General features: G+C 63.8%; 19 protein-coding genes. 11 read left to right on the plus strand and 8 right to left on the minus strand.

Features of this window, described 5'->3' with window-relative positions:
• The 8 genes from H928_RS30055 to H928_RS0106770 form a co-directional block, all read left to right on the plus strand.
• Window positions 1-457: FAD-dependent oxidoreductase (locus H928_RS30055; protein WP_043339158.1), on the plus strand; the 457-nt coding region annotated here is incomplete at its 5' end.
• 337 nt (window positions 458-794) lie between these two features.
• A complete protein-coding gene (locus H928_RS0106740) occupies window positions 795-2,594 on the plus strand; it encodes a nitrite/sulfite reductase (protein ID WP_021025802.1) in 1,800 nt (599 codons plus the stop codon).
• 18 nt (window positions 2,595-2,612) lie between these two features.
• Complete coding sequence (locus H928_RS0106745; RefSeq protein WP_021025803.1) at window positions 2,613-3,014, plus strand: DUF934 domain-containing protein; 402 nt, start codon at window positions 2,613-2,615, stop codon at window positions 3,012-3,014.
• Window positions 3,011-3,649: a phosphoadenosine phosphosulfate reductase family protein gene (locus H928_RS0106750; protein WP_021025804.1), complete on the plus strand. Its 639-nt coding sequence runs from the start codon at window positions 3,011-3,013 to the stop codon at window positions 3,647-3,649. The genes H928_RS0106745 and H928_RS0106750 overlap by 4 nt, the downstream gene beginning before the upstream one ends.
• Window positions 3,650-3,699: 50 nt before the next feature.
• Window positions 3,700-4,632 (plus strand): sulfate adenylyltransferase subunit CysD, encoded by a 933-nt coding sequence (cysD, locus tag H928_RS0106755; protein ID WP_021025805.1) that lies wholly within the window; start codon window positions 3,700-3,702, stop codon window positions 4,630-4,632.
• The gene (locus tag H928_RS0106760) at window positions 4,632-6,014 is read left to right on the plus strand and encodes a sulfate adenylyltransferase subunit 1 (protein WP_021025806.1); all 1,383 of its coding nucleotides are present in this window, start codon (window positions 4,632-4,634) and stop codon (window positions 6,012-6,014) included. Before cysD ends, H928_RS0106760 begins: the two co-directional genes overlap by 1 nt.
• 96 nt (window positions 6,015-6,110) lie before the next feature.
• Window positions 6,111-6,440 carry a ferredoxin FdxA gene (gene fdxA / locus H928_RS0106765; RefSeq protein ID WP_021025807.1) on the plus strand — a complete coding sequence of 110 codons (330 nt, stop codon included), beginning with the start codon at window positions 6,111-6,113 and terminating at the stop codon, window positions 6,438-6,440.
• A 106-nt stretch (window positions 6,441-6,546) separates the two neighbouring features.
• On the plus strand, window positions 6,547-6,897 hold the full coding sequence (locus H928_RS0106770) for an antibiotic biosynthesis monooxygenase (protein ID WP_021025808.1): 351 nt from the start codon (window positions 6,547-6,549) through the stop codon (window positions 6,895-6,897).
• Window positions 6,898-6,962: 65 nt separating this feature from the next.
• Here the strand turns inward: H928_RS0106770 and H928_RS0106775 are convergent, their stop codons facing one another.
• Complete coding sequence (locus tag H928_RS0106775; RefSeq protein ID WP_021025809.1) at window positions 6,963-7,463, minus strand: pyridoxamine 5'-phosphate oxidase family protein; 501 nt, start codon at window positions 7,461-7,463, stop codon at window positions 6,963-6,965.
• A 235-nt stretch (window positions 7,464-7,698) separates the two neighbouring features.
• A complete protein-coding gene (locus H928_RS0106780) occupies window positions 7,699-9,603 on the minus strand; it encodes a propionate--CoA ligase (RefSeq protein ID WP_021025810.1) in 1,905 nt (634 codons plus the stop codon).
• Between the two features lie 253 nt (window positions 9,604-9,856).
• Here H928_RS0106780 and H928_RS0106785 point away from each other — a divergent pair, with 253 nt between their 5' ends.
• Window positions 9,857-11,086, plus strand: coding sequence for a nucleoside recognition domain-containing protein (locus H928_RS0106785; protein ID WP_021025811.1), 1,230 nt, complete (start codon window positions 9,857-9,859; stop codon window positions 11,084-11,086).
• A gap of 29 nt (window positions 11,087-11,115) precedes the next feature.
• Window positions 11,116-11,760, plus strand: a complete 645-nt coding sequence (locus H928_RS0106790) for an N-methyl-D-aspartate receptor NMDAR2C subunit (protein ID WP_021025812.1) — start codon at window positions 11,116-11,118, stop codon at window positions 11,758-11,760.
• An 11-nt stretch (window positions 11,761-11,771) separates the two neighbouring features.
• On the opposite strand, the gene sbcB is transcribed toward H928_RS0106790, so the two are convergent.
• The 5 genes from sbcB to dnaE all read right to left on the minus strand — a co-directional run bounded on the left by sbcB (window position 11,772) and on the right by dnaE (window position 21,289).
• A complete protein-coding gene (sbcB, locus tag H928_RS0106795; RefSeq protein WP_021025813.1) occupies window positions 11,772-13,229 on the minus strand; it encodes an exodeoxyribonuclease I in 1,458 nt (485 codons plus the stop codon).
• Between the two features lie 53 nt (window positions 13,230-13,282).
• Window positions 13,283-14,737, minus strand: a complete 1,455-nt coding sequence (cls, locus tag H928_RS0106800; protein WP_021025814.1) for a cardiolipin synthase — start codon at window positions 14,735-14,737, stop codon at window positions 13,283-13,285.
• Between the two features lie 112 nt (window positions 14,738-14,849).
• On the minus strand, window positions 14,850-17,192 hold the full coding sequence (clpA, locus tag H928_RS0106805; protein WP_021025815.1) for an ATP-dependent Clp protease ATP-binding subunit ClpA: 2,343 nt from the start codon (window positions 17,190-17,192) through the stop codon (window positions 14,850-14,852).
• 63 nt (window positions 17,193-17,255) lie between these two features.
• Complete coding sequence (gene clpS, locus H928_RS0106810; protein WP_021025816.1) at window positions 17,256-17,630, minus strand: ATP-dependent Clp protease adapter ClpS; 375 nt, start codon at window positions 17,628-17,630, stop codon at window positions 17,256-17,258.
• A 113-nt stretch (window positions 17,631-17,743) separates the two neighbouring features.
• Window positions 17,744-21,289, minus strand: coding sequence for a DNA polymerase III subunit alpha (gene dnaE, locus H928_RS0106815; RefSeq protein ID WP_021025817.1), 3,546 nt, complete (start codon window positions 21,287-21,289; stop codon window positions 17,744-17,746).
• 228 nt (window positions 21,290-21,517) lie between these two features.
• On the opposite strand from dnaE, the gene H928_RS0106820 reads away from it, so the two are divergent.
• Window positions 21,518-22,327, plus strand: a complete 810-nt coding sequence (locus tag H928_RS0106820) for an outer membrane protein assembly factor BamD (RefSeq protein WP_027010638.1) — start codon at window positions 21,518-21,520, stop codon at window positions 22,325-22,327.
• A 73-nt stretch (window positions 22,328-22,400) separates the two neighbouring features.
• Here H928_RS0106820 and H928_RS26545 read toward each other — a convergent pair.
• A partial coding sequence (locus H928_RS26545) for an ATP-dependent DNA helicase (protein ID WP_306729933.1) occupies window positions 22,401-23,191 on the minus strand: 791 nt, incomplete at its 5' end.

Below are 23,191 nucleotides of genomic sequence, written 5' to 3' on the forward strand. Positions count from 1 at the left end.
CGGCCATGGCAGCTGGGTGCCCTATTTCCGCATTGGGCAGACGGGAGAAGCAGCCTGGGTCATGGGATCGAGCTTTGAGCGCGGCCAATCCGCGCTGCCGCCGTCGGCCGAGGATGCCGCCGCAGCGCATGCCGGTAATGGGGCCAAGCTGCAAACTCTGCTACCGGAAGGCCACCGGCCAGATGCGCAGGCCTTTGCGCGCGCCCAACACTGGGCCCAGCTGCGCTGCGCATCGACCGACCGGCTGCCGCTGGTGGGCCCGCTGCTGCCCTCCCAGGTCCAGCAGACGCTGCCTGAAGGCCTGGCCAGCCCCTGGGTCGCCACGGCGATGGGGTCGCGCGGGCTCACCTGGGCGCTGCTCTGCGCCGAGCTGCTGGCCGCCCGCCTGCATGCCGAGCCCTTGCCACTGCCCAATCCGCTGGCCCTGGCGCTGGCCAGCGACCGCTACTGCAAATAAGCCAGCGCTTTAGCGCGAGGGGGGGATGCGAATGCCGTCTTCGCCCCGCTCTATCCATGGGATGCCCTGCGGCGCCCCCTATGCCTTTTTAAAGTGAGGGGCGGATGCAGACGCCATCTCCGCTACGCCCTGTCTTTGGGGCGCCCTACAGCGCGCCCATATGCCATTTGCTCACTAGCATTCGCCATTTTCATATAACTCAATGTCATACAGGACTGAGAAAAATGTAGTTTGAGTTTATATGAAATTTTTTTACAGTACATCGCAACAGCCCAGCTCCGCCGCCATTGGGGCAGCGGGCACACCAGGGCTCGGTAGCTGCAACTTCCGCACCACGATGTACCAATACACCCCATTTGATCGCCAGTTTGTCCAGGCCCGAGCAGACCAGTTCCGTGACCAGCTCCAACGCTGGGAAACGGGCCGGCTGAGTGAAGAAGAATTCCGCCCGCTGCGTCTGCAAAACGGCTGGTATGTGCAACGCTACGCACCGATGCTGCGGGTGGCAGTGCCCTATGGCGAGATCAACTCCGCCCAGATCCGCGTGCTGGCCCGCATTGCCCGCGAGTACGACGCGCCCGACGCCCAGCTCTACCAGGATGCGCTCAAGACCCAGGGCGCGATGGGCACCACCTACCTGCCCACGCACTACGCGCATTTCACGACCCGCACCAATGTGCAGTTCAACTGGATTCCGCTGTCCAAGTCCGCCGATGTGATGGACCTCTTGGCCAGCGTCAACCTGCACGGCATCCAGACCAGCGGCAACTGCATCCGCAACACGACGACCGATGCGCTCGCCGGCGTGGCGGTGGATGAGCTGGTGGACCCCCGCCCCTATGCCGAAGTGCTGCGCCAGTGGACCACCCTGCACCCCGAGTTCGCCTTCCTGCCGCGCAAGTTCAAGATTGCGATCAGTGGCTCGCAAGAAGACCGCGCCGCCACCGGCTGGCACGATGTGGGCCTGCACCTGACCAAGAACGAGGCCGGCGAGATCGGCTTCAAGGTGTTTGTCGGCGGCGGCATGGGCCGCACGCCGGTGATCGGCACTCCGATCCGCGAGTTTCTGCCCTGGAACCAGGTGCTCAACTACATTGAAGCTATTGTGCGCGTCTACAACGAGCGCGGCCGCCGTGACAACAAGTACAAGGCCCGCATCAAGATCCTGGTGAAGGCCGAGGGCCAGGTCTATATCGACTCGGTGGAAGAAGAGTTCCGCCAGATCGTCGAGGTCGATGGCGGCCCGCACACCATCCCCCAGGCCGAGTTTGACCGCGTGGCGGCCTGCTTTGTGGCCCCCGACCTGTCGGGCTACCCGCAGGTCAACGCCACCGAGGCCAAGCACCAGCTGACCGAGCAAGGCGTGCGTGAGCCAGCCTTTGGCCGCTGGGTGAGCCGCAATGTGCGCGCCCACCAAAACCCGCAGCTGCGCGCGGTGGTGCTGTCGTTCAAACGCGTCGGCCAGGCGCCGGGCGATGCCTCGGGCGAGCAGCTCGATGCGCTGGCCCAGCTGGTGGACCAGTTCTCCGCCGGCGAAGCCCGTGTGACCCACGACCAGAACGTGGTGCTGCCCTGGGTGCATGTGAGCCAGCTGCATGACCTGTGGCTGCAGGCCAAGGCCCTGGGCCTGGCCAGCACCAATGTGGACCTGCTGACCGACATGATCGCCTGCCCCGGCGGTGACCTCTGCGCCTTGGCCAATGCCCGCAGCCTGCCGATTGCAGCAGCCATTACCGAGCGCTACCAGGACCTGGACGAACTCGACGACATCGGCGACATCGACCTGCATATCAGCGGCTGCATCAACAGCTGCGGCCACCACCACAGCGGCCATATCGGCATCCTGGGCGTCGACAAGGACGGCAAGGAGTGGTACCAGATCACCGTGGGCGGCTCTGACGGCGCCACCTTGTCGGGCGCGCCCCAGGCTGGCAAGGCCATTGGCCCCTCGTTCAGCGCTGCCGAAGTGCCCGGCGTGATCGAAGCCGTGCTGACAGCCTACCGCGATCTGCGGGGCAACGGCGAGCTGTTTATCGACACCGTGCGCCGCGTGGGCCTGGACCCCTTCAAGGAAGCGGGCAAGTCCGCCCGCCTGCCCGAAGCCGCTGACACCGCCGCAGAAACCACCCAAGCCTGAGCATTGAGCAGAACAACGATGAGCATTCCGAACGATTTCCAGATCCTGGCCGCCGGCGACCACCAGCCCGCTGGCGAAGGCGACCGCAGCGTGCTGCTGCTGGCCAACGATGCCGATGCGCTGCAAGTCTCGCTTGATGGCGTGGAGCGCATTGACCTCGACTTTCCGTCTTTCACCGATGGCCGCGCGTTCAGCCAGGCCTACCTGCTGCGCCGCCGCCGTGGCTTCAAGGGCGATATCCGTGCGCTGGGCGATGTACTGATCGACCAGCTGGTGCAGATGCACCGCACCGGCTTCAGCAGCGCGGTGCTCAAGGAAGGCGTGGACGTGGCCGATGCCGCGCGCCAGTTCGAGCGTTTTGCCGGTTTTTACCAAGGCGACGTGGAAGCCAAGCCCCATTTTGACCAGGCCGCCGCATGAGCACGACCACCCTCACCCCCCAAGAACTGGCCCGCGTGAATGCCGAGCTGGGCAAGGACGCCGCAGCCCTGGTGCGCTGGGCGCTGTCGCTGGGCCAGACCAGCATCGTGACCACCAATTTCCGCCCCTTTGAAGCGGTGATCCTGCACCTGGTGAGCCAGGTCCAGCCCGATGTGCCCGTGGTCTGGATGGACAACGGCTACAACACCGAGGCCACCTACCGCTTTGCCGACGAGGTGACGCGCCAGCTGGGGCTGAACCTGCAGATCTACCTGCCACGCCGCTCGCGCGCCCACCGCGAAGCCATTGAAGGCGCCACGCCCGCGCTGGATGATCCGCGCCACGCCGCCTTTACCGAAGAGGTCAAGCTCGAGCCCTTTGCCCGCGCGCTGCGCGAGACCCAGCCGCGCGTGTGGTTCACCGCGCTGCGCGCCACCGACACGGCCGTGCGTGCCCAGATGGATCCGGTCAGTCTGAACCCCGATGGCCTCATCAAGGTCGCACCCCTGCTGCACTGGTCGTCCAAGGATCTGTACGACTACTGCGAACAACACGGTCTGCCCAACAACTTCGACTATGTGGATCCCACCAAGGGCGAAGACAACCGCGAATGCGGCCTGCACATTGCGCACTGATATCGCCCACTGACCGCATGCAGCCCGCCCGACAAGAAAGTCCATCCGATATGAACGCCCGTGTTGAAACCGATGTGCTCAACCACCTGAGCAACCAGCACCTCGATGCGCTGGAAGAAGAAACCATCTTTATCCTGCGCGAAGTGGCAGCCGCCTTTGAGCGCCCAGCGCTGCTGTTTTCCGGCGGCAAGGATTCGCTGGTGATGCTCAAATGCGCCGAAAAAGCCTTTGGCGCCGGCCGCATCCCCTACCCCTTGCTGATGATCGACACCGGCCACAACTTCCCCGAAGTGACCGATTTCCGCGATCTGCGCGCCAAGGAACTGGGTGCCGATCTGATCGTGCGCAGCGTCGAGGACTCGATGGCGCGCGGCACCGTGCGCCTGGCCCACCCCGGCGAATCGCGCAATGTGCACCAGTCGGTGACCTTGCTCGAAGCGATCGAGGAGTTCCGCTTTGACGCGCTGATTGGTGGCGCCCGCCGCGACGAGGAAAAGGCCCGCGCCAAGGAGCGCATCTTCAGCCACCGCGACAGCTTTGGCCAGTGGCAGCCCAAGGCCCAGCGCCCCGAGCTCTGGACCCTGTTCAACACCCGCCTGGCTCCGGGCGAGCATTTCCGCGTGTTCCCGATCAGCAACTGGACCGAGCTCGATGTCTGGCAGTACATTGCCCGCGAAAACATCGCGCTGCCCAGCCTCTACTACGCCCACCAGCGCGACGTGGTCGAGCGCAAGGGCCTGCTCGTGCCCGTCACGCCGCTCACCCCCGCCCGCGACGGCGAAACCGTCGAGAACCGCACCGTGCGCTTTCGCACCGTCGGCGACATCACCTGCACCTGCCCGGTGAGCAGCGATGCCGCCTCGGCCGACGACATTGTGCTGGAGACCCTGGCTGCCGATGTGAGCGAGCGAGGTGCTACCCGCATGGACGACAAGACCAGCGATGCCTCGATGGAAAAGCGCAAGAAAGACGGATACTTCTGATGACTACCGATACCCTGACCGCCGTGCGCACCCCTGCCCAAGACCACCTGCACACCGCATCGGCGCTGCGCTTTATCACCTGCGGCTCGGTCGATGATGGCAAGTCCACCTTGATCGGCCGCCTGCTGGTCGACAGCAAATCGGTGTTGCAAGACCAGCTCGCCGGCGTGCAGCGCAGCGGCGAGACCGACCTGGCCCTGCTCACCGATGGGCTGTCGGCCGAGCGAGAGCAAGGCATCACCATCGATGTGGCCTACCGCTACTTCGCCACCGAAACGCGCAAGTTCATCATTGGCGATGCGCCCGGCCATGAGCAGTACACCCGCAACATGGTGACCGCGGCATCGAGCGCCGATGCGGCCGTGGTGCTGGTCGATGCCACCAAGCTGGACTGGCAAAACCCGCAGCTCGCCCTGCTGCCCCAGACCCGCCGCCACAGCCTGCTGGCCCATCTGCTGCGTGTGCATTCGCTGGTGTTTGCGGTCAACAAGCTCGATGCGGTGGCCGACCCGGCGCTGGCCTTTGCCAATATCCGCAATGCGCTGGCCGCCTTCGCCCAGGCGGCTGGCATCACCGTGGCAGCTACCATCCCCGTCTCGGCCCTGAAGGGCTGGAACGTGGTGACTGCGCACCCCGACTGGGCCGGCTACCAGGGCCCGAGCCTGCTGCAGCTGCTCGAGACGCTGCCCACCACGCCGGCTGACGCTGGCCAACCGCTGGCGTTTTCGGTGCAGTGGGTGGAGAAGTTCTCCGCCTCGGCCGACACCCACCAGGGCCGCCGCATTTTCTGGGGCCGCGTCGGCACCGGCGATGTGGCGCCCGGCACTGCGGTGCAGATTCTGCCCAGTGGCCAGCGCGCCAGCGTGGCCCAGGTGCTGGACCACACCCGCAAGCCCATCGCACGCGGCGCAGGCCAGAGCGCCGGCATCGTGCTGGACCGTGAGGTCGATGTCTCGCGCGGCGACTGGATCATTGCCGCCCCGGCAGCGGCTGCGGCCAATGCCGCCGACGATGACTTTGACACCCCCGCCGAGCAGCCTGCCTGGCCCGCAACGCGCGAGATCACCGCCACCATCGCCTGGATGGACAACGAGCCCCTGCTGGCCGGCCGCGTCTACTGGGCGCTGCATGGCCGCCGCTGGATCAAGGCCAAGGTGCGCAAGGTGCTCAACCGCCTGGATATCAACACCTTGGAGCGCCAGGACGCTGAGCAGCTCGAACCCAATGCCATTGGCCGGGTGGAGATCAGCCTGCAAGAAGCGATTCCGGCAGCGGCCTTTGTGCGCTCACGCGAGCTGGGCTCCTTGATCCTCGTGGACACGGCCTCCAACAGCACGGCCGCTGCGGTACTGGTGGAGTCAAGCCAGCAGTCCCGCAGTTAAAAACCACGTTATTCGGAGGTCGGCTAGGTGCTTGTGCACAAAAACCGTAAAATCCTCCGCTGTTTGTTTGTCTGAATCACTGGCGAAAACCATTCCATGACCCACGTCGTCACCGAAAACTGCATCAAGTGCAAATACACCGATTGTGTGGACGTCTGCCCTGTTGACTGCTTCCGCGAAGGCCCGAACTTCCTGACCATCGATCCGGACGAATGCATCGACTGCGCCGTCTGCATCCCCGAGTGCCCTGCCAACGCCATCTACGCCGAGGAAGATGTGCCCGCAGACCAGCTGGCCTTTATCAAGCTCAATGCCGAGCTGGCATTGGCCGATGGCTGGAAGAGCATCACCAAGCGCAAGGCACCGATGGAAGGTGCCGACGAGGCCAACGGCCAGCCCGACAAGCTCAAGGACCTGATCCGCTGAGCCAGCTTATGCAGGGATGCCACGCTGTGATGCCCGCGCCCTGAACCCGCCAAGCCAGCCTCCGTGCTGGCTTTTTTATTGTTTGCGCCCACCCAGAGCCACCGCCATGCACAGCGCCGCCTTTGCCAACACCCCCCAGCCTCCGTACTACGCCGTCATCTTCACCTCGCAGCGTACCGACACCGAGCACCAATCCTATGCCGACATGGCCGATGCGATGGTGCTGCTTGCCGAGCAGCAACCTGGCTTTCTGGGCGCCGAAAGCACCCGGGGCAGCGACGGCCTGGGCATCACCGTGTCGTACTGGCAGACCGAGGAAGACATCCGCCGCTGGAAGGCCCAGAGCGACCACCTGGTCGCCCAGCGCATGGGCGCCGAGCGCTGGTATGCGCATTACCAGGTGCGGGTGGCGAAGGTGGAGCGGGCCTACGGCATGCAGCACGCCAGCGCAACCTGAACAAGGCATGCCCTGCGCCATGGACCATGGCGCAGGGCATGCAGTTGGAGCCGATGGCCCGAGATTTACAGCTTGATCTCGCGGTGCTCGCCCATGCCATCGGGGCGTTCACCGGTCACCGCTGATTTGGCCATTTTGAACAGCTGCACCAGCTTGTTTTCTTTCACATCCCAGTATTCGGCAAAATCAACCCGCGCCACCAGGATCTGCAAATTGGGATCGGCCGGGCCATCGGGAAACCAAGCTTTGGCCATCGGGCTGAACAACTGCTCTTTCAGCGCCAGATCGTCACTGAGGGATCCCGTTGCCGATACCGAAACATAACTGTCCTTGTTGGGATCGGCGTAGGACACATTAATGGCGCTGGAGGTGCTCAGGCACCGCGACAAATCAGAGTCCCTACCCAGCAGGAAATACAAATTTTTATCCTCATCCATGCCCTCTTTGTTGGCCGTGGTCATCGGCGCGGCATGCAAGCTGCCATGTTCATGCTGGTGCGTGATCATCGCAAAGCGAATGTCCTTGATCAGTTCCCACAATTTTTCACGCGGATTGTCTTGGGCCATGGCGCAACTCCTGTCGAATTGGAAAATTTCACTGTATCGACGGGTCTGCGCAGCCCATGTAAGGCAAATACCCTCCCTCGGATCGGCGCTTGCAGGGTCTGGCTGTGCTGGCTTGGCGCTCCAGCTGTAGTCCCGGCTGGAGGCACAAGTTGATTCAACGCGGCCACAACCCCATGGGATGCGTGCCCAGACAGCTTCCAAGGAGCGCGCAATGCGCTCTTGCTGGAGACTCGGCTTAGCGTTCAGCCGCCGCCATCGCCACCACCACCTGCTGCAGCGCTGCCGGGTCTTCCATCGTCGACAGATCACCCGTGTCGCGCTTCTCAGCCACCGCCTGCAGCGCGCGGCGCAGCAGTTTGCCGCTGCGCGTCTTGGGCAAGGTAGCGACAAAGTAGACGCGCGCTGGCCGGGCCACGGCACCGAGCTGGGCATCGACATGGTTGCAGACGGATTTTTCCAGCGCGCTGCAGGCGGCGCTGTCGCCCGCCACCGCATTGCTGCGCGGCACCGCAAAGGCCAGCGCCACCTGGCCTTTCAAGGCATCGGCCACGCCCACGACGGCAACTTCTGCAATATCGGGGTGGCCGGAGATGCTCTCTTCGATCTCGCGCGTGCCCAGGCGGTGGCCGGCGACATTGATCACATCGTCGGTGCGGCCCAGGATAAAGTAGTAACCGTCCTTGTCGCGCACACCCCAGTCAAAGGTGCTGTAGACCAGGCGGCCGGGGATGCTCTTCCAGTAGGTGTTGACAAAGCGCTGGTCGTCGCGCCAGACGGTCATCAGGCAGCCAGGGGGCAAGGGGCCTTCGATGGCGATCACGCCCTTTTGCATCGGCTCTACCAGCTCGGCGCCGGTATCGCCATCGATCAGCTTGATGTGGTAGCCAAACACGGCCTTGCCCGGGCTGCCAAAGCGCGATGGCTGGGGCTCAATGCCGTTGCACAGCGTCAGGATCGGCCAGCCGGTCTCGGTCTGCCAGTAGTTGTCGATGATGGGGCGCCCGATGGCACCACTGATCCAGCTGGCTGTGGGCTCATCGAGCGGCTCGCCGGCCAGCCACAGCGCCTGCAGGCTGCTCAGGTCGTACTTGCTGAGGTACTCCGGGTCCTGCTTTTTGAGCACGCGGATCGCGGTGGGCGCCGAGAACATGTGCGTGACCTTGTATTTCTCGACCAGGCTCCACCAGATGCCCGGGTCCGGGCGCAGCGGCACACCTTCGTACATGAGGGTGGCCATGCCGCCAATCAGCGGCGCATAGATGATGTAGCTGTGGCCCACGACCCAGCCGATATCGCTGGTGCAAAAAAAGGTCTGGCCGGGCTTGGCATCGAAGATCGCCGGCAGGCTGGCGGCCAGCGCCACCGTGTAGCCGCCGGTATCGCGCTGCACGCCCTTGGGCTTGCCGGTGGTGCCGCTGGTGTAGAGCGTGTAGCTGGGGTGGGTGGCCTCCACCCATTCGCAGGGCACCTGCGCATCCAGGTGCTCGGCACGCAGATCGGCCCAAAGATGGTCCCGGCCAGCTACCCACTGCATGGGAGCCAGGCCCCGGTCCACCATCAGCACCGCCTGGGGCTGGTGGCTGGCCAGCGCAATCGCCTCATCCAGCAAGGGCTTGTAGGGCACGACCTTGCCGGCGCGCGAGCCGGCATCGGCGCTGATGATGACCGTGGGCTGGGCATCGTCAATGCGGGTGGCCAGCGAGCCCGAGGCAAAGCCGCCAAACACCACGGAATGGATGGCGCCGATGCGCACGCTGGCCAGCATCGCAATGGCGGCCTCGGCAATCATCGGCATGTAGATCTGCACGCGGTCGCCTTTTTTGACGCCCAGCTCCAGAAGCGCTGCGGCCATGCGCTGCACCTCGCGGTGCAACTCGGCATAGCTGTAGCTGCGCTCGGTATTGGTCTCGGTCGATACCGCAATCAGCGCCGCCTGGTCGCCGCGCTCGGCCACATGGCGGTCGATGGCGTTGTGGCAAAGGTTGGTCTGGCCGCCGACAAACCAGCGCGCAAATGGCGGGTTGCTGTAGTCACAGATCTGCTGGGGCGGCACATGCCAGTCGATGCGCTGGGCCTGCTCGGCCCAGAAGGCATCGCGGTCGTGGATCGAGCGGGCGTAAAAGTCGGCAAAACGGCTCATCGAAGTCTGTCTCCATCTTTTGTTGTGCAGCCATTATTTCCCTTTGTCTTGCATACCGCTGACAAATGTGCGCAGGGCTGCGCCGGCCAGCCTGTGGTTTTCCCGCATACACGCGAGCAGCCCAGAGGGGCTTTTGCAGCACCCTGCACAGTTTCCGCGCTGGCTGGCCCGGCCGGGCTGCGGCATCGCGCACAATCAGCGGCATGGCGCACCGCCCCGGTGCTGCGGCGCGCCGGATGACGAAGGATGTCCCATGCTCAATGGCTTGTGGCTGGGTTTTTTTGTGGTGGCGGCCTTGGCCGCATTCGCGCAGTGGCTGCTGGGCGGCAATGCGCAGATTTTTGGCGACATGGTGCAGGCGCTGTTTGCCATGGCCAAGCTTTCGGTCGAGGTGATGGTGCTGCTGTTTGGCACGCTCACGCTCTGGCTGGGCTTTTTGAAGATTGCCGAAAAGGCTGGCTTGGTCGATATGCTGGCCCGCTGGCTCGCGCCCTTGTTTGCCCGGCTGATGCCCGATGTGCCGCGCGGCCACCCGGCCCTGGGCCTGATGACCCTGAACTTTGCCGCCAACGCGCTGGGGCTGGACAACGCCGCCACCCCCATCGGCCTCAAGGCCATGCGCGCGCTGCAAGAGATCAACCCCTCGCCCACCGCGGCCAGCAATGCGCAGATTCTGTTTCTGGTGCTCAATGCCTCGTCGCTGACCCTGCTGCCGGTGACCATCTTCATGTACCGCATGCAGCAAGGCGCGCCCGACCCAACCCTGGTCTTTCTGCCGATCTTGCTGGCCACCTCGGTCTCGACGCTGGTGGGCTTGGTGTCGGTGGCCATCGTGCAGCGCCTGCCGCTGTGGCACCCGGTGGTACTGGCCTATCTGCTGCCGGTGGGCCTGGTGCTGGCCGGATTCATGGCCTTTTTGGCGACCTTGACGTCCACGGCGATGGCGCAGGTGTCGTCCCTCCTGGGCAACCTGACCTTGTTTGGCCTGGTGGTGCTGTTTGTCGTGGTGGGCGCGCTGCGCAAGGTGCCCGTGTACGAGAGCTTTATCGAAGGCGCCAAGGAAGGCTTTGATGTCGCCAAGGGCCTGCTGCCCTACCTGGTGGCCATGCTCTGCGCCGTGGGCCTGTTCCGCGCCTCCGGCGCGCTGGGCTATGCGCTCGACGGCATCCGCTGGCTGGTCGACCTGAGCGGCATGGACACGCGCTTTGTCGATGCGCTGCCCACTGCGCTTGTCAAGCCGTTCTCGGGCAGCGCCGCGCGCGCCATGCTGATCGAGACCATGCAAAGCCATGGCGTGGACAGCTTCCCGGCGCTGGCCGCCGCCATCATCCAGGGCAGCACCGAGACCACCTTCTATGTGCTGGCGGTGTACTTTGGCGCCGTGGGCATACAGCGCGCGCGCCATGCGGTGCCTTGCGCGCTGCTGGCTGAGTTCTCGGGCGTGGTGGCCGCCATTGTGGTTTGCTACCAGTTCTTTGGTTGATTGCAGACGAGACGTCTTCAGGAGTTGCCATGACCAGCAGCAGCGCAGATGTCCAGATTTTCAGCGCCGCCTGGGATCGTGCCTGGCAGGACCTGGGCCTGACCCCGGCCACGGATGCCTTGCCGCAGCTGTTGGCAGCGCATGCCGGGCCTGATCGCCATTACCACGGCCTGCAGCATATTGCCGAATGCCTGCAATGGCTGGAGCAATTGCGCCCACAGGTAGCGCAGCCGGCGGAGCTGGCGCTGGCCCTGTGCTTTCACGACGCGATTTATGACCCGCAGGCCAAGGACAATGAGCTGCGCAGTGCCCAGTGGGCGCAAGCGGTGCTGCAGTCAGCAGGTGCCGAGCCAGATGCGGTGCTGCGCGTTGATGCGCTGATCATGTCCACCTGCCATTTCCTGCCCGCGCAAGCGCAGCTGCCGGCAGACAGCGCCTGGATGCTGGATATTGATTTGTCCATCCTGGGCGCGCCCGCCGCGCGTTTTGCGCAGTACCAGGCGCAGATCCAGGCCGAATATGCCTGGGTGCCCGCTGCCGACTATGCGCTGCGCCGACAGGCGGTGCTGCGCAGCTTTTTGCAGCGCCCGGCCATTTACCAGACGGCGACCATGCAGGCCCGGCTGGAGGCGCAGGCGCGCGATAACCTGCAGCAGGCGCTGGCGGTAGCCTGATTCAATACCGCTCAGGCATCGGGCATGATCGCATCGGCCCAGTCGTAGAGGGTGCCGAGAATCTCTTCGGCGCGCTCATCAGCGGTTTCGGACAGCTGGTCGATCTCGGCAAACATCTGCTCGGCCGTGCGCGCGCCGCCCAAGCCCTCTTGCAAAAAGGCAACGCGCAGCTCCAGCCAGCGCTGCTGCTCATCAGGCGTCAAGGAATCAGGAAAATTGCGCGCCCGGTAGCGGAACAGCAGCTCATGCAGGCGCTCATCGTCAAAACCGGGCTTGGCCACAGCCAGCTCCTGCGGGTGCATGGTGGTCAGCTGGGTCAGGCGGCGGCGGTCGCCCTGGCCGATAAAGCCGCTGTACAGATCCTGGTCCACATCCACACCTTCGAGCGGCGGGCGGTCAAACACGGCAGCCCAGGTGGCGCTCATATCGGGCAGATCGCGGGCAATCGCGGCATGGCGCAGCGCTTGGTCCATGTCGATCTGCCAGCGGGCGGCCTGCTCGGCGCTGAGCGTACGCAGGCTGCTGACCACCATCGGCGATTTGTTCAGGTGCACCGTCTTGATCGGCAGGCGCGTCGTGCCTTCGGGCAGATCCGCCGCCGCACTGAACATGCGCAGGCGCATCTCGTCCACCGACAGCTCCGCCAGGTGGCTCGGGTCCTGCGACAGGTCCCAGGCGATGATCTCGTTCTTGTTTGTCGGGTGCTGGGCCAGCGGCCAGGCCACGGCAATGCAGCCGCGCTCGACCCCGTACATGCCCGATACATGCAGAAAAGGCCGGGCATTGGCGGGGGGGGCCGGCAGGGCCAGCTCCTGCATCACGCGGTCCTTCTTGTGCAGGCCCAGCGCAAAATCAAACAGGCGCGGCTGCAGGCGCTTGATGAGGCGTGCCAGGCCAATGGTGGCGCGTACATCGCTCAGCGCATCGTGCGCCGATTCATGCAGGATGCCGTTGGCGCGTGCCAGGTCTTCAAGCTTGAAGCTGACCGAGCCATCGTCCTTCTTGGGCCATTGAATGCCCTCGGGGCGCAGCGCATAGACCATGCGTACGACATCGAGCAGATCCCAGCGGCCGCAGCCGTTCTGCCATTCGCGGGCATAGGGGTCACGCAGGTTGCGCCACAGCATGTAGCGCGTCACCTCGTCATCAAAGCGGATGGTGTTGTAGCCCACGCCAATGGTGCCGGGGCGGCCTAGCTCGGCCTCTACGGCCGCAGCAAACTGGTGCTCGGGCACACCCTGCTCCAGGCAGTGCTGGGGCGTGAGGCCGGTGATCAGGCTCGCCTGGGGGCTGGGCAGGTAGTCAAGCGCAGGCTGGCAGTACAGCATGACCGGCTCGCCGATCTCGTTGAGATCCATGTCCGTGCGGATGCCGGCAAACTGCGCGGGGCGGTCACGGCGCGGCACGGCGCCAAAGGTTTCGTAGTCATGCCAGAAAAAGCTGGCGGAGGCGGACGAGGAATTCTGCATGCCCGCTAGTATGCCTGCTCCGGTCACTGCCGCAGAGCAACGTGGGCCCGCAACTACAGAAGCGGCGAGAACAGGCGCGCGATCGAATCCCCCAGCCGGGGCAAAAAGCGCTGCTTGCGGCGCGAAGCCACCTGTTTGGAACGCATCAGGTCGGTGTTGAACTGGTCCTGCAGCCGGGCGTTCAGCTCCGGCCCATAGCCAATCGCGCAAACCTCGTAGTTCAGGCGAAAGCTGCGGTTGTCAAAGTTGGCTGTGCCGATGATGGTCAGGTTGTCGTCGACCACCAAGGTCTTGGAGTGCAGCATGCGCGCGCTGTATTCGTAGACCTTGGCGCCGGCGCTGATCAGCTCCTCGTAGTACGAGCGGGCAGCGGCCGTCACAAAGATCGAATCGGATTTCTCCGGCACCAGCAGCCGCACATCGACGCCGCGCAGCGCAGCGCTGGTCAGCGCATACATGGCGGGCTCGGTCGGCACAAAGTAGGGCGTGGTCAGCCAGACCCGCACGGTGGCTGACTGGATGGCGGCCACATGGGCGCGGTGGATGGGCTCGGTGGGGTTGTCCGGGCCCGAGCTCACCAGCTGCATCGCATGGCGGCCATCGGGCATATCGGGCAGCAGCAAGTCCAGGTTGGCAGGCATGTCCTGGGCCGACTTCTCCAGCGCATAGGCCCAGTCTTCCAAGAAGGTGGTCTGCAGCCAGGTGACGATGGGCCCCGCCATGCGCAGGTGCACATCGTGGTAGGCGTTGGTGTTGACGCGGCGGTCTTCTTCATCGGTGATGTTGACGCCGCCGGTAAAGCCGATCTGGCCGTCCACCACCAGGATCTTGCGGTGGCTGCGGAAGTTGATCACCGGGCGCAGGCGCCTGCCGATGCGTGTGGGGTGGAAGACCGCAAACTCCCCGCCCGCCTCCAGCAAGGGCGCGATGAACTTGCGGTTGACGCGCTTGGAGCCCAGCGCATCGACCAGCATGCGCACCTTGATCCCCGCCTTGGCGCGCTCGACCAGCGCATCGCGCAGGCGCGTGCCGGTCTGGTCGGGCTCGAAAATATAGTATTCCAGGTGCACATGGTGGCGGGCCTGGGCGACGTCTTCCAGAATCCGGTCAAAGGTGGCCGCGCCGCCGCTCAATAGTTCCACGCTTTCGGCCGAGGTGATCGGGAAGCCGCAGGTGGCCTCGACCAGCTTGACCATCTCGCGCAGCTGGGCAGGCGCCTCGGGCTGGCCGTCGCGGATGCGGCGCGTGGTCTCGCGCACATGGTTTTTGTTGCGTGCGCGCAGGCGTTTGATGCGCTGGCGCTTCATGCGCTGCGGGCCGATGAAGTAATACACGATCAGCCCCACCACGGGCAAGGAGCCCATGGACAGCAGCCAGCCCAAGGTGGCCACCGGCGCGCGGCGCTGCATCAAAATCCAGATACCCACCACGCCGAGGTAGATCGGCCAGATCACGGACAGCAGCGCGACGATATTTTCCTTGGTCAGATACGGAGAGAGGGACGCCACAGCAGCGCGCTCCTGTTGAGGGGACTGCCCAGTGTAGCCTGCCACCGTGACAGTCCCACGCAAAAAAACAGCCGCATGGAGCGGCTGCTTTTGTCCTCAAGGCGCGGGGGCCTCAATCGGCGGCGACTTCCTCTTCAGGCTCGGCCGGCTCTTGCTTGGCGCGCTCCTTCTTGGGCAGCGGCTGGATGTCGAGCATCACCTCGGGCTTGTCGGCGTTGCTGTCGTCCCAGTCGACGCTCAGACGCCCACCATCGGTCAGGCGACCAAACAGCAGCTCGTCGGCCAGCGATCGGCGGATCGTGTCCTGGATCAGGCGCTGCATCGGCCGCGCACCCATCAGCGGATCGAAGCCGGTCTTGGCCAAGTGCTTGCGCAGCTTGTCGCTGAACGTGACCTCGACCTTCTTCTCGGCCAGTTGCTGCTCGAGCTGGAGCAGGAACTTGTCGACCACGCGCAAAATGACCTGCTCGTCGAGTGGCTTGAAGCTGACGATGGCGTCCAGCCGGTTGCGGAACTCGGGCGTGAACAGGCGCTTGATGTCGCCCATCTCGTCGCCCGCCGCGCGCGGGTTGGTAAAGCCAATGACGGCCTTGTTCATCGTCTCGGCGCCCGCATTGGTGGTCATGATGATGATCACATTGCGGAAGTCGGCCTTGCGTCCGTTGTTATCGGTCAAGGTGCCGTGGTCCATCACCTGCAGCAGCACATTGAAGATATCCGGATGCGCCTTCTCGATTTCGTCGAGCAGCAGCACCGCATGGGGCTTCTTGGTCACCGCCTCGGTCAGCAGGCCACCCTGGTCGAAACCGACATAGCCGGGCGGCGCGCCGATCAGGCGCGAAACCGCATGGCGCTCCATGTACTCGGACATGTCAAAGCGGATCAGGTCGATGCCCAGGATATAGGCCAGCTGCTTGGCAGCTTCGGTCTTGCCGACACCCGTGGGGCCCGAGAACAGGAACGAACCAATCGGCTTGTCCACCTTGCCCAGGCCGGAACGCGCCATCTTGACGGCCGAGGCCAGCACTTCGAGGGCCTTGTCCTGGCCAAAGACCACGCTTCGCAGGTCGCGCTCCAGGGTCTGCAGCTTGCCGCGGTCGTCATTGCTGACATTGGCCGGCGGAATGCGGGCGATCTTGGCGACGATCTCTTCGATCTCGGTCTTGCCAATGGTTTTCTTGCGCTTGGAGGGCGCCAGGATGCGCTGCGCGGCACCGGCCTCATCGATCACGTCAATCGCCTTGTCGGGCAGATGGCGGTCATTGATGAACTTGGCCGACAGCTCAGCGGCTGCCTGCAAAGCGGCCACCGCGTACTTGACGTTGTGGTGCTCTTCGAAGCGGGATTTGAGGCCCTTCAGAATATCGATGGTTTCGGGCACGGTCGGCTCGACCACATCGACCTTCTGGAAGCGGCGCGACAGTGCTGCATCCTTCTCGAAGATGCCACGGTACTCGGTGAAGGTGGTCGCACCGATGCACTTGAGCTGGCCGCTTGACAGCGCAGGCTTGAGCAGGTTGGACGCATCCAAGGTGCCGCCCGATGCCGCACCGGCACCGATCAGGGTGTGGATCTCGTCGATGAACAAGATCGCATGGGGCTTGTCCTTCAAGGCCTTGAGCACGCCTTTCAAGCGCTGCTCAAAATCGCCCCGGTACTTAGTGCCCGCCAACAGCGAGCCCATGTCCAGCGAGTAGACGGTAGCCTCGGCCAGCACTTCGGGCACATCTTCTTGCGTGATGCGCCATGCCAGACCCTCGGCAATCGCCGTCTTGCCCACGCCGGCCTCACCCACCAAGAGCGGGTTGTTCTTGCGGCGGCGGCACAGGATCTGGATCGTGCGCTCGACCTCGTACTGGCGGCCGATCAGCGGATCGATCTTGCCATCCTTGGCCTGCTGGTTCAGGTTGACGGTGAACTGCTCCAGCGGCGAGGCCTTTTCAGCGCGCTCGGCGTTGTTGCTACCCACCTCTTCCGCATCCGAGCTGGACTCGGACTTGGGCAGCTCGGGCGTGTCGTTCTTCTTGATGCCATGGGCGATGTAGTTGACCACATCGAGGCGCGTGACGCCCTGCTGGTGCAGGTAGTACACGGCATGCGAGTCTTTTTCGCCAAAAATGGCCACCAGCACATTGGCGCCGGTCACTTCCTTCTTGCCATTGCCGGTGCTTTGCACGTGCATGATGGCGCGCTGGATCACGCGCTGGAAACCCAGGGTCGGCTGGGTGTCCACCTCGTCCTCACCGGCCACCTGCGGGGCATTGTCCTTGATGAAATTGGTCAGCGACGCGCGCAGGTCGTCGATATTGGCAGAGCATGCGCGCAACACCTCGGAAGCACTCGGGTTGTCCAGCAAGGCCAGCAGCAAATGCTCCACGGTGATGAATTCGTGGCGCTGCTGCCTGGCTTCGACAAAAGCCATGTGCAAGCTGACTTCCAGTTCCTGAGCAATCATTTGAAACTCCTTTATTGCTTGCCAAATACACTCAACTTGCTTCTAGATGAGGACCAGATTCCGTTATTCAACAGGCTCCGATACGGCTTGAAGCGGGTGACCCGCTCCGTTGGCGGCATCCATCACCTGCGCCACCTTGGTTTCGGCGATTTCATGCGAGTACACCCCGCAGACACCTTTCCCATCCAGATGGATCTTCAGCATGATCTGGGTGGCCGCTTCGCGGCTCTTGCCAAAAAAATGCTGCAGTACCTCAATCACAAACTCCATCGGCGTGAAATCATCGTTGAGCATGACCACCTGGTACATCTTCGGTGGCTCCACCCGCTGGGCGATGCGCTCGACCACCAGCGCCCCCCCGCCGTCCTCCGGAGGCTGGGGCGTTGCAGGCAGATTCGGCGAGGGAGGAACAACAGGTTTCGTGGCCATTGAGATCATTCTATAAGGCTAAATTTCCACATGGACAAAGATGGTGATGCTTTTATGAACTTCAATACAGCGGCGCCAGCAACGGCTGGTGCTGCGTATTTTCAACCCGGGCAAAACCTTTCTTAGGCCATGCTTTCGTAAACGATTTTGATGGCTTCGTGGCCCGCTTCCTGGGACCAGGCCGCCATGGCCTGGTCGCTGGGGAAGAAGCGCGCGGCATCGCCCAGGTTGAGTTCCACCCCGGCCCGCGTCTGGCCCTGGCCGCAGACGACGCCCAGGCGGATCTTGAGGCCGTGGCGCAGCAGGCCTTCGTCGGTGTGCTCCTCGACTGCGGGAAACTCCTGAATCAGCCGCGCAACATCGGGCTGGTGGCGGTCGGTGTTGACCAGCAGGTAGCGGCCAAAGCGCGCCCGAGCCTCGGCCAGGCCCCAGACATGCTGTGCCTTGGCGCGCAGGCCGCCGCTGAAGCGATCCAAACCCACGCGGGCGCTCAGGATGACGAACTCGTCGTCCTTGAGTTGCTCCTTGTGGCGACTCCAGGTGGCTTCGTCGATCGAGCCCTCAATGACCGATGATTTGTCGTCGATCTTGAACAGCACCATCTTGCCCCGCTGGCCGTTGATGACCCGCAGCTCGCTGATGATGCCCGCCACCGTCTGGGGCTCGCGGCTATCCTTGAGCTGAGCGATGGGGGTGCGCACAAACTGGCGCACTTCCAGCTCCACCTCGTCAAACAAATGGCCCGAGAGGTAGAAACCGATGGCGGTCTTCTCCTGCACCAGGCGCTCCTTAATGCCCCAGGGCAGCACATCGGCCAGCGGCGGCTCCTGGGTGCTCGATCCCACGGCGTCATCACCCATCATGTCAAACAGGCCGCCCTGGTTGGCATTGGCATGGGTGGTGGCGGCAAATTCGAAGGCCACATCGACCGATTCGATCAAGGCGCGGCGGTTGAGCTGGATGCTGTCAAAGGCGCCGCCCTTGATCAGCGCCTCGACCGTGCGCTTGTTGAGCTTGCTGCGGTCCACGCGCAGGCAAAAGTCAAACAGGCTCTTGAACGGGCCCTTGGTATCGCCCTGCGGCCCCGTGCCCTTGCCTTCGCGCGCGGCCACAATCGCCTCGATGGCGGCCTGGCCGGTGCCCTTGATGGCGCCCAGGCCGTAGCGGATCACCTTGTCGGTCACCGGCTCAAAGCGGTGGTGGCCCCGGTTCACATCGGGCATTTCAAAGGTCACGCCCATCTTCAGCGCGTCTTCGTACAGCACCTTGAGCTTGTCGGTGTTGTCCATTTCCACGGTCATATTGCCGCAGTAGAACTCCGCCGTGTAGTGCACCTTGAGCCAGCCGGTGTGGTAGGCCAGCAGCGAGTAGGCAGCGGCGTGCGACTTGTTGAAGCCGTAGCCGGCAAACTTCTCCATCAAATCGAACACTTCGTCGGCCTTGGCCTCGTCGATGCCGATCTTGGAGGCCCCTTCGCGGAAGGTGGCGCGGTGCTGCACCATCTCCTCGACCTTTTTCTTGCCCATCGCGCGGCGCAGCAAGTCGGCGCCGCCCAGACTGTAGCCGCCCAGCACCTGGGCAGTCTGCATCACCTGCTCCTGGTAGACCATGATGCCGTAGGTCTCGGACAGCACCTTCTCGACCAGCGGATGCGGGTACTCCACCACTTCCTTGCCGTGCTTGCGCGCCACAAAGCTGGGGATCAGGTCCATCGGCCCCGGGCGGTAGAGCGCATTCAGCGCAATCAGGTCTTCCAGGCGGCTGGGCTTGGCTTCCTTGAGCATCTGCTGCATGCCGCGCGATTCAAACTGGAACACAGCCTCGGTCTTACCGGCCGAAAAGAGTTGGTAGGTGCGGGCGTCGTCAAGCGGGATTTCCTCGAACTTGAAGTTCTCCTGCCCCTTGTGGCGCTTGATGATGAATTCGCGCGCGATCTCGAGAATCGTCAAGGTCGCCAGACCCAAGAAGTCGAACTTGACCAGGCCCACGGCCTCGACGTCGTCCTTGTCATACATGGCCACCGCCGAGGTACTGCCCGGCTGCTGGTAGAGCGGGCAAAAATCGGTCAGCTTGCCCGGCGCAATCACCACGCCGCCTGCGTGCATGCCGATATTGCGGGTCATGCCCTCGAGCTTTTGCGCCATCTCGATCAGGGTCTTGACGTCCTCTTCCTTCTCGATGCGCTCGGCCAGGATCGGCTCTTCCTTGATCGCATAGGTGTACTTGTCGCCGTCCTTCGGAGGATTGGGCGGGTACTTCAAGGTCACATGCAGGCCCGGCTTGTTCGGGATCAGCTTGGAGATGCCATCGCAAAAGCCATAGCTCATGTCCAGCGCGCGGCCCACGTCGCGGATCGCCGCACGCGCGGCCATCGTGCCAAAGGTCGCAATCTGGCTCACCGCATTGCGGCCGTAGAGGTCCTTCACATAGTCGATCACCCGGTCCCGATTGGCCTGGCAAAAGTCCACGTCAAAGTCAGGCATCGAGACGCGCTCTGGGTTCAGGAAGCGCTCGAACAGCAGGTTGTAGTGGATCGGGTCCAGATCGGTGATCTTGAGCACATAGGCGACCAGCGAGCCCGCCCCCGATCCCCGGCCTGGCCCCACCGGGCAGCCATTGTTCTTGGCCCAGTTGATAAAGTCCGCCACGATCAGGAAGTAGCCGGGAAAACCCATCTTCAAGATGATGCCGAGCTCGAAATCCAGGCGCTCGATGTACTTAGGACGTTCGGCGTCCCGTTTGGCCTCGTTCGGGAACAGCAGCTGCAGACGGTCCTCGAGCCCGTCGAACGAGGCCTGGCGGAAATACTCGTCGATCGGCATGCCATTGGGCGTCGGGAAATCGGGCAGAAAGTACTTGCCCAGCTGCAGGGTCACGCTGCAGCGGCGCGCAATCTCGGCGGTATTGGCAATGGCGCTGGGCAGGTCGGCAAACAAGGCCTCCATCTCGGCAGCGGTCTTGAGGTACTGGTCGCGGGTAAAGCGCTTGACGCGCTTTTTATTGCCCAAGGTCTCGCCCTCGGCAATACAGACGCGGGCTTCGTGCGATTCGAAATCGGCCGGTTTGGTGAACTGCACCGGATGCGTGGCCACGACCGGCAGCTTCAGGTTAGCGGCCAGCGCCACGGCAGCGGCCACATGGCTTTCGTCATCGGCGCGGCCAGCGCGCTGCAGCTCGATATAGAAACGGTGCGGAAACAGGCTGGCCAGGCGCAGCGCTACGCCCCGGGCGGCCTTTTCATCGCCGCGCATCAGCGCCTGGCCCACGGGCCCGGCTTGCGCGCCCGACAGCACGATCAGGCCCTCGGACAGCTCCTCGAGCCAGGCCCAGGTGCACTGGGGCTGGGCCTTGACGGTATCGGCCATCCAGATGCGCGCCAGGATCTCGGACAGATTCAGATAACCCTGCTGGCTCTGGATCAGCACGATGATGCGTGAGAGCGGGCCACCGGCCACCTCGGGCTCCAGCGCCAGCTCGGCGCCCAGAAGGGGTTTGACACCTGCGCCGCGCCCGGCTTTGTAAAACTTGATGGCGCCAAACAGGCTGTTCAGGTCGGTGAGCGCCATCGCCGGCTGGCTATCACCCGCCGCAAACTTGATCAAATCGCCCACGCGATTGGTGCTGTCGATGATGGAAAACTCGGAATGGATGCGAAGGTGTACGAACATATCCCTGCATTGTAGGAAAGCCGCAGCACCGCCGCTGCAAACCATGGCATATCTGGCGCGGAATGTTACACAGCCCTACAGGCGACAAGTCCGGCTCTGCGGCAGCGGGCTGCGCGCCGATTACAATGGCCCAGATCAGAGGGCGCGGCACGGGCTGCCCCGCTGCGTGGCGGGCTTTGCCGCCCCACGCAGTTTTTCAGCTTTCCGTCCATGGATTTCAAGCCAAAAATGCTGTTTGCGTACCCCAAATCGAAGGTTCCCGCTATCGCTTCCGTAGCACTTGCCGCTTTGCTGGCAGGCTGTTCATCGACCGATGTGGATCCCACCGCCGGCTGGAGCCCGAACAAGATTTATTCGGAAGCGCGTGACGAGGCGTCGTCCGGCTCGTTCGACAAGGCCATTCCGCTGTATGAAAAGCTCGAAGGCCGCGCCGCTGGCACCGCGATGGCGCAGCAAGCCCAGCTGGAAAAGGCCTATTCCCAGTACAAGAGCGGTGAAAAGGCCCAGGCCATTGCCACCTTGGACCGCTTTGTCAAGCTCCACCCGGCGAGCGAAGGCGTGGACTATGCGCTCTACCTCAAGGGCCTCGTCAACTTCAACGAAAACCTGGGTCTTTTCTCCTGGGTATCCAGGCAGGACCTGTCCGAGCGCGACCAAAAGGCCGCCAAGGACTCGTTCGAATCGTTCCGCGAGCTGACCACGCGCTTTCCCGAGTCCAAGTACGCGCCCGATGCTGAAAAGCGCATGCGCTACATCGTCAACTCGCTGGCCCAGTACGAAGTGCATGTCGCCCGCTACTACTACGAGCGCGGCGCCTATGTGGCCGCCGTCAACCGCGCGCAAGCCGCTATTGCCGACTACAAGGAAGTGCCCGCGCAAGAGGACGCGCTGTACATCCTGATGCTGTCCTACGAGCGCCTGAACATGGCCGACATGGCTGCCGACACCAAGCGCGTGCTGGAAGCGAGCTACCCCAACACCCGCCTGCTGGCCAATGGCTTCCGCAAGGAAGAGCGCCCCTGGTGGAAGATGTGGTGATGCAACGCGCTTGAGGCGCGTTATTAGATAGCCAAGCGGCTGCTGCAGATCAGAACTTGCAGCAGCCGTTTTCTTATGTGCGCGACGCTGTGCCCGCCAAGGCCTGCAAAAATGCCGGCAAGGCCGCGTCATCCAGGCTGGGCAGCGGCGGCAGTGCCGCCAGCAAGGCAGCGCCGTAGCTGCGACTGTACAAGCGCTCGTCAGCAATCACCACCACACCCTGGTCGCTGGCCGAGCGAATCAGCCGCCCAACACCCTGGCGCAGCTGCATAGCGGTTTGGGGCAACACATAGCGCTCAAACGCATCCCGGCCCGCAGCCCGCAGCGCCTGCACGCGCGCCGCATGCAGCACATCATGGCGCGGCGGAAATGGCAGCTTGTCGATCACCAAGAGCTGCAGCGCCTCGCCAGGCAGATCCACCCCTTCCCAGAGGCCCAGGGTACCCACTAGCACCCTGCCGGCCTTGCCGCCGGGCGCCGCGCGCATCGCCTGCAGCAGGCGGCGCTTGGGCTGCTCGCCCTGCTGCAGCACGCCGATGGCCTGGCCTTGCAGCCCATGGCGCAAGGCCTGGGCCAAGGCCTCCATCGCAGCCGTTGATGTGCAAAGCACCATGCAGCGCCCACCCAGCGTCTTCAAGTGTGGCAGCAGCCACTGCGCCAGCGCCTTTGCGCGCTCGGCGGCCGGTGCATCGGTGCCGGGCAGGCCCTGGGGCACCACCAGCCGGGCCTGCTGCGCCCAGTCAAAATGGCTGCGCTGGCTGCGCAAGCGCAGGCTGGCAAGCATGGGCGCATCGCTAGTTTCGCTAGTTTCGCTGCCGTCGCTGCGCAAGCCCAGGCCTTGGGCAAACCAGGTCAGTGCCTCGT

This window comes from Comamonas sp. B-9 (assembly GCF_000410635.1).
Taxonomy (GTDB): domain Bacteria; phylum Pseudomonadota; class Gammaproteobacteria; order Burkholderiales; family Burkholderiaceae_C; genus Comamonas.

Bases quoted from the DNA above. Each gene is read 5' to 3' on its own strand.
- cysD (WP_021025805.1), top strand. From the start codon at position 3,700: ATGAACGCCCGTGTTGAAACCGATGTGCTCAACCACCTGAGCAACCAG.
- fdxA (WP_021025807.1), top strand. From the start codon at position 6,111: ATGACCCACGTCGTCACCGAAAACTGCATCAAGTGCAAATACACCGAT.
- H928_RS0106745 (WP_021025803.1), top strand. From the start codon at position 2,613: ATGAGCATTCCGAACGATTTCCAGATCCTGGCCGCCGGCGACCACCAG.
- sbcB (WP_021025813.1), bottom strand. From the start codon at position 13,229: ATGCAGAATTCCTCGTCCGCCTCCGCCAGCTTTTTCTGGCATGACTAC.
- H928_RS0106740 (WP_021025802.1), top strand. From the start codon at position 795: ATGTACCAATACACCCCATTTGATCGCCAGTTTGTCCAGGCCCGAGCA.
- clpA (WP_021025815.1), bottom strand. From the start codon at position 17,192: ATGATTGCTCAGGAACTGGAAGTCAGCTTGCACATGGCTTTTGTCGAA.
- H928_RS0106790 (WP_021025812.1), top strand. From the start codon at position 11,116: ATGACCAGCAGCAGCGCAGATGTCCAGATTTTCAGCGCCGCCTGGGAT.
- H928_RS0106760 (WP_021025806.1), top strand. From the start codon at position 4,632: ATGACTACCGATACCCTGACCGCCGTGCGCACCCCTGCCCAAGACCAC.
- H928_RS0106775 (WP_021025809.1), bottom strand. From the start codon at position 7,463: ATGGCCCAAGACAATCCGCGTGAAAAATTGTGGGAACTGATCAAGGAC.
- H928_RS0106750 (WP_021025804.1), top strand. From the start codon at position 3,011: ATGAGCACGACCACCCTCACCCCCCAAGAACTGGCCCGCGTGAATGCC.
- dnaE (WP_021025817.1), bottom strand. From the start codon at position 21,289: ATGTTCGTACACCTTCGCATCCATTCCGAGTTTTCCATCATCGACAGC.
- H928_RS0106785 (WP_021025811.1), top strand. From the start codon at position 9,857: ATGCTCAATGGCTTGTGGCTGGGTTTTTTTGTGGTGGCGGCCTTGGCC.
- H928_RS0106770 (WP_021025808.1), top strand. From the start codon at position 6,547: ATGCACAGCGCCGCCTTTGCCAACACCCCCCAGCCTCCGTACTACGCC.
- H928_RS0106820 (WP_027010638.1), top strand. From the start codon at position 21,518: ATGCTGTTTGCGTACCCCAAATCGAAGGTTCCCGCTATCGCTTCCGTA.
- H928_RS0106780 (WP_021025810.1), bottom strand. From the start codon at position 9,603: ATGAGCCGTTTTGCCGACTTTTACGCCCGCTCGATCCACGACCGCGAT.
- clpS (WP_021025816.1), bottom strand. From the start codon at position 17,630: ATGATCTCAATGGCCACGAAACCTGTTGTTCCTCCCTCGCCGAATCTG.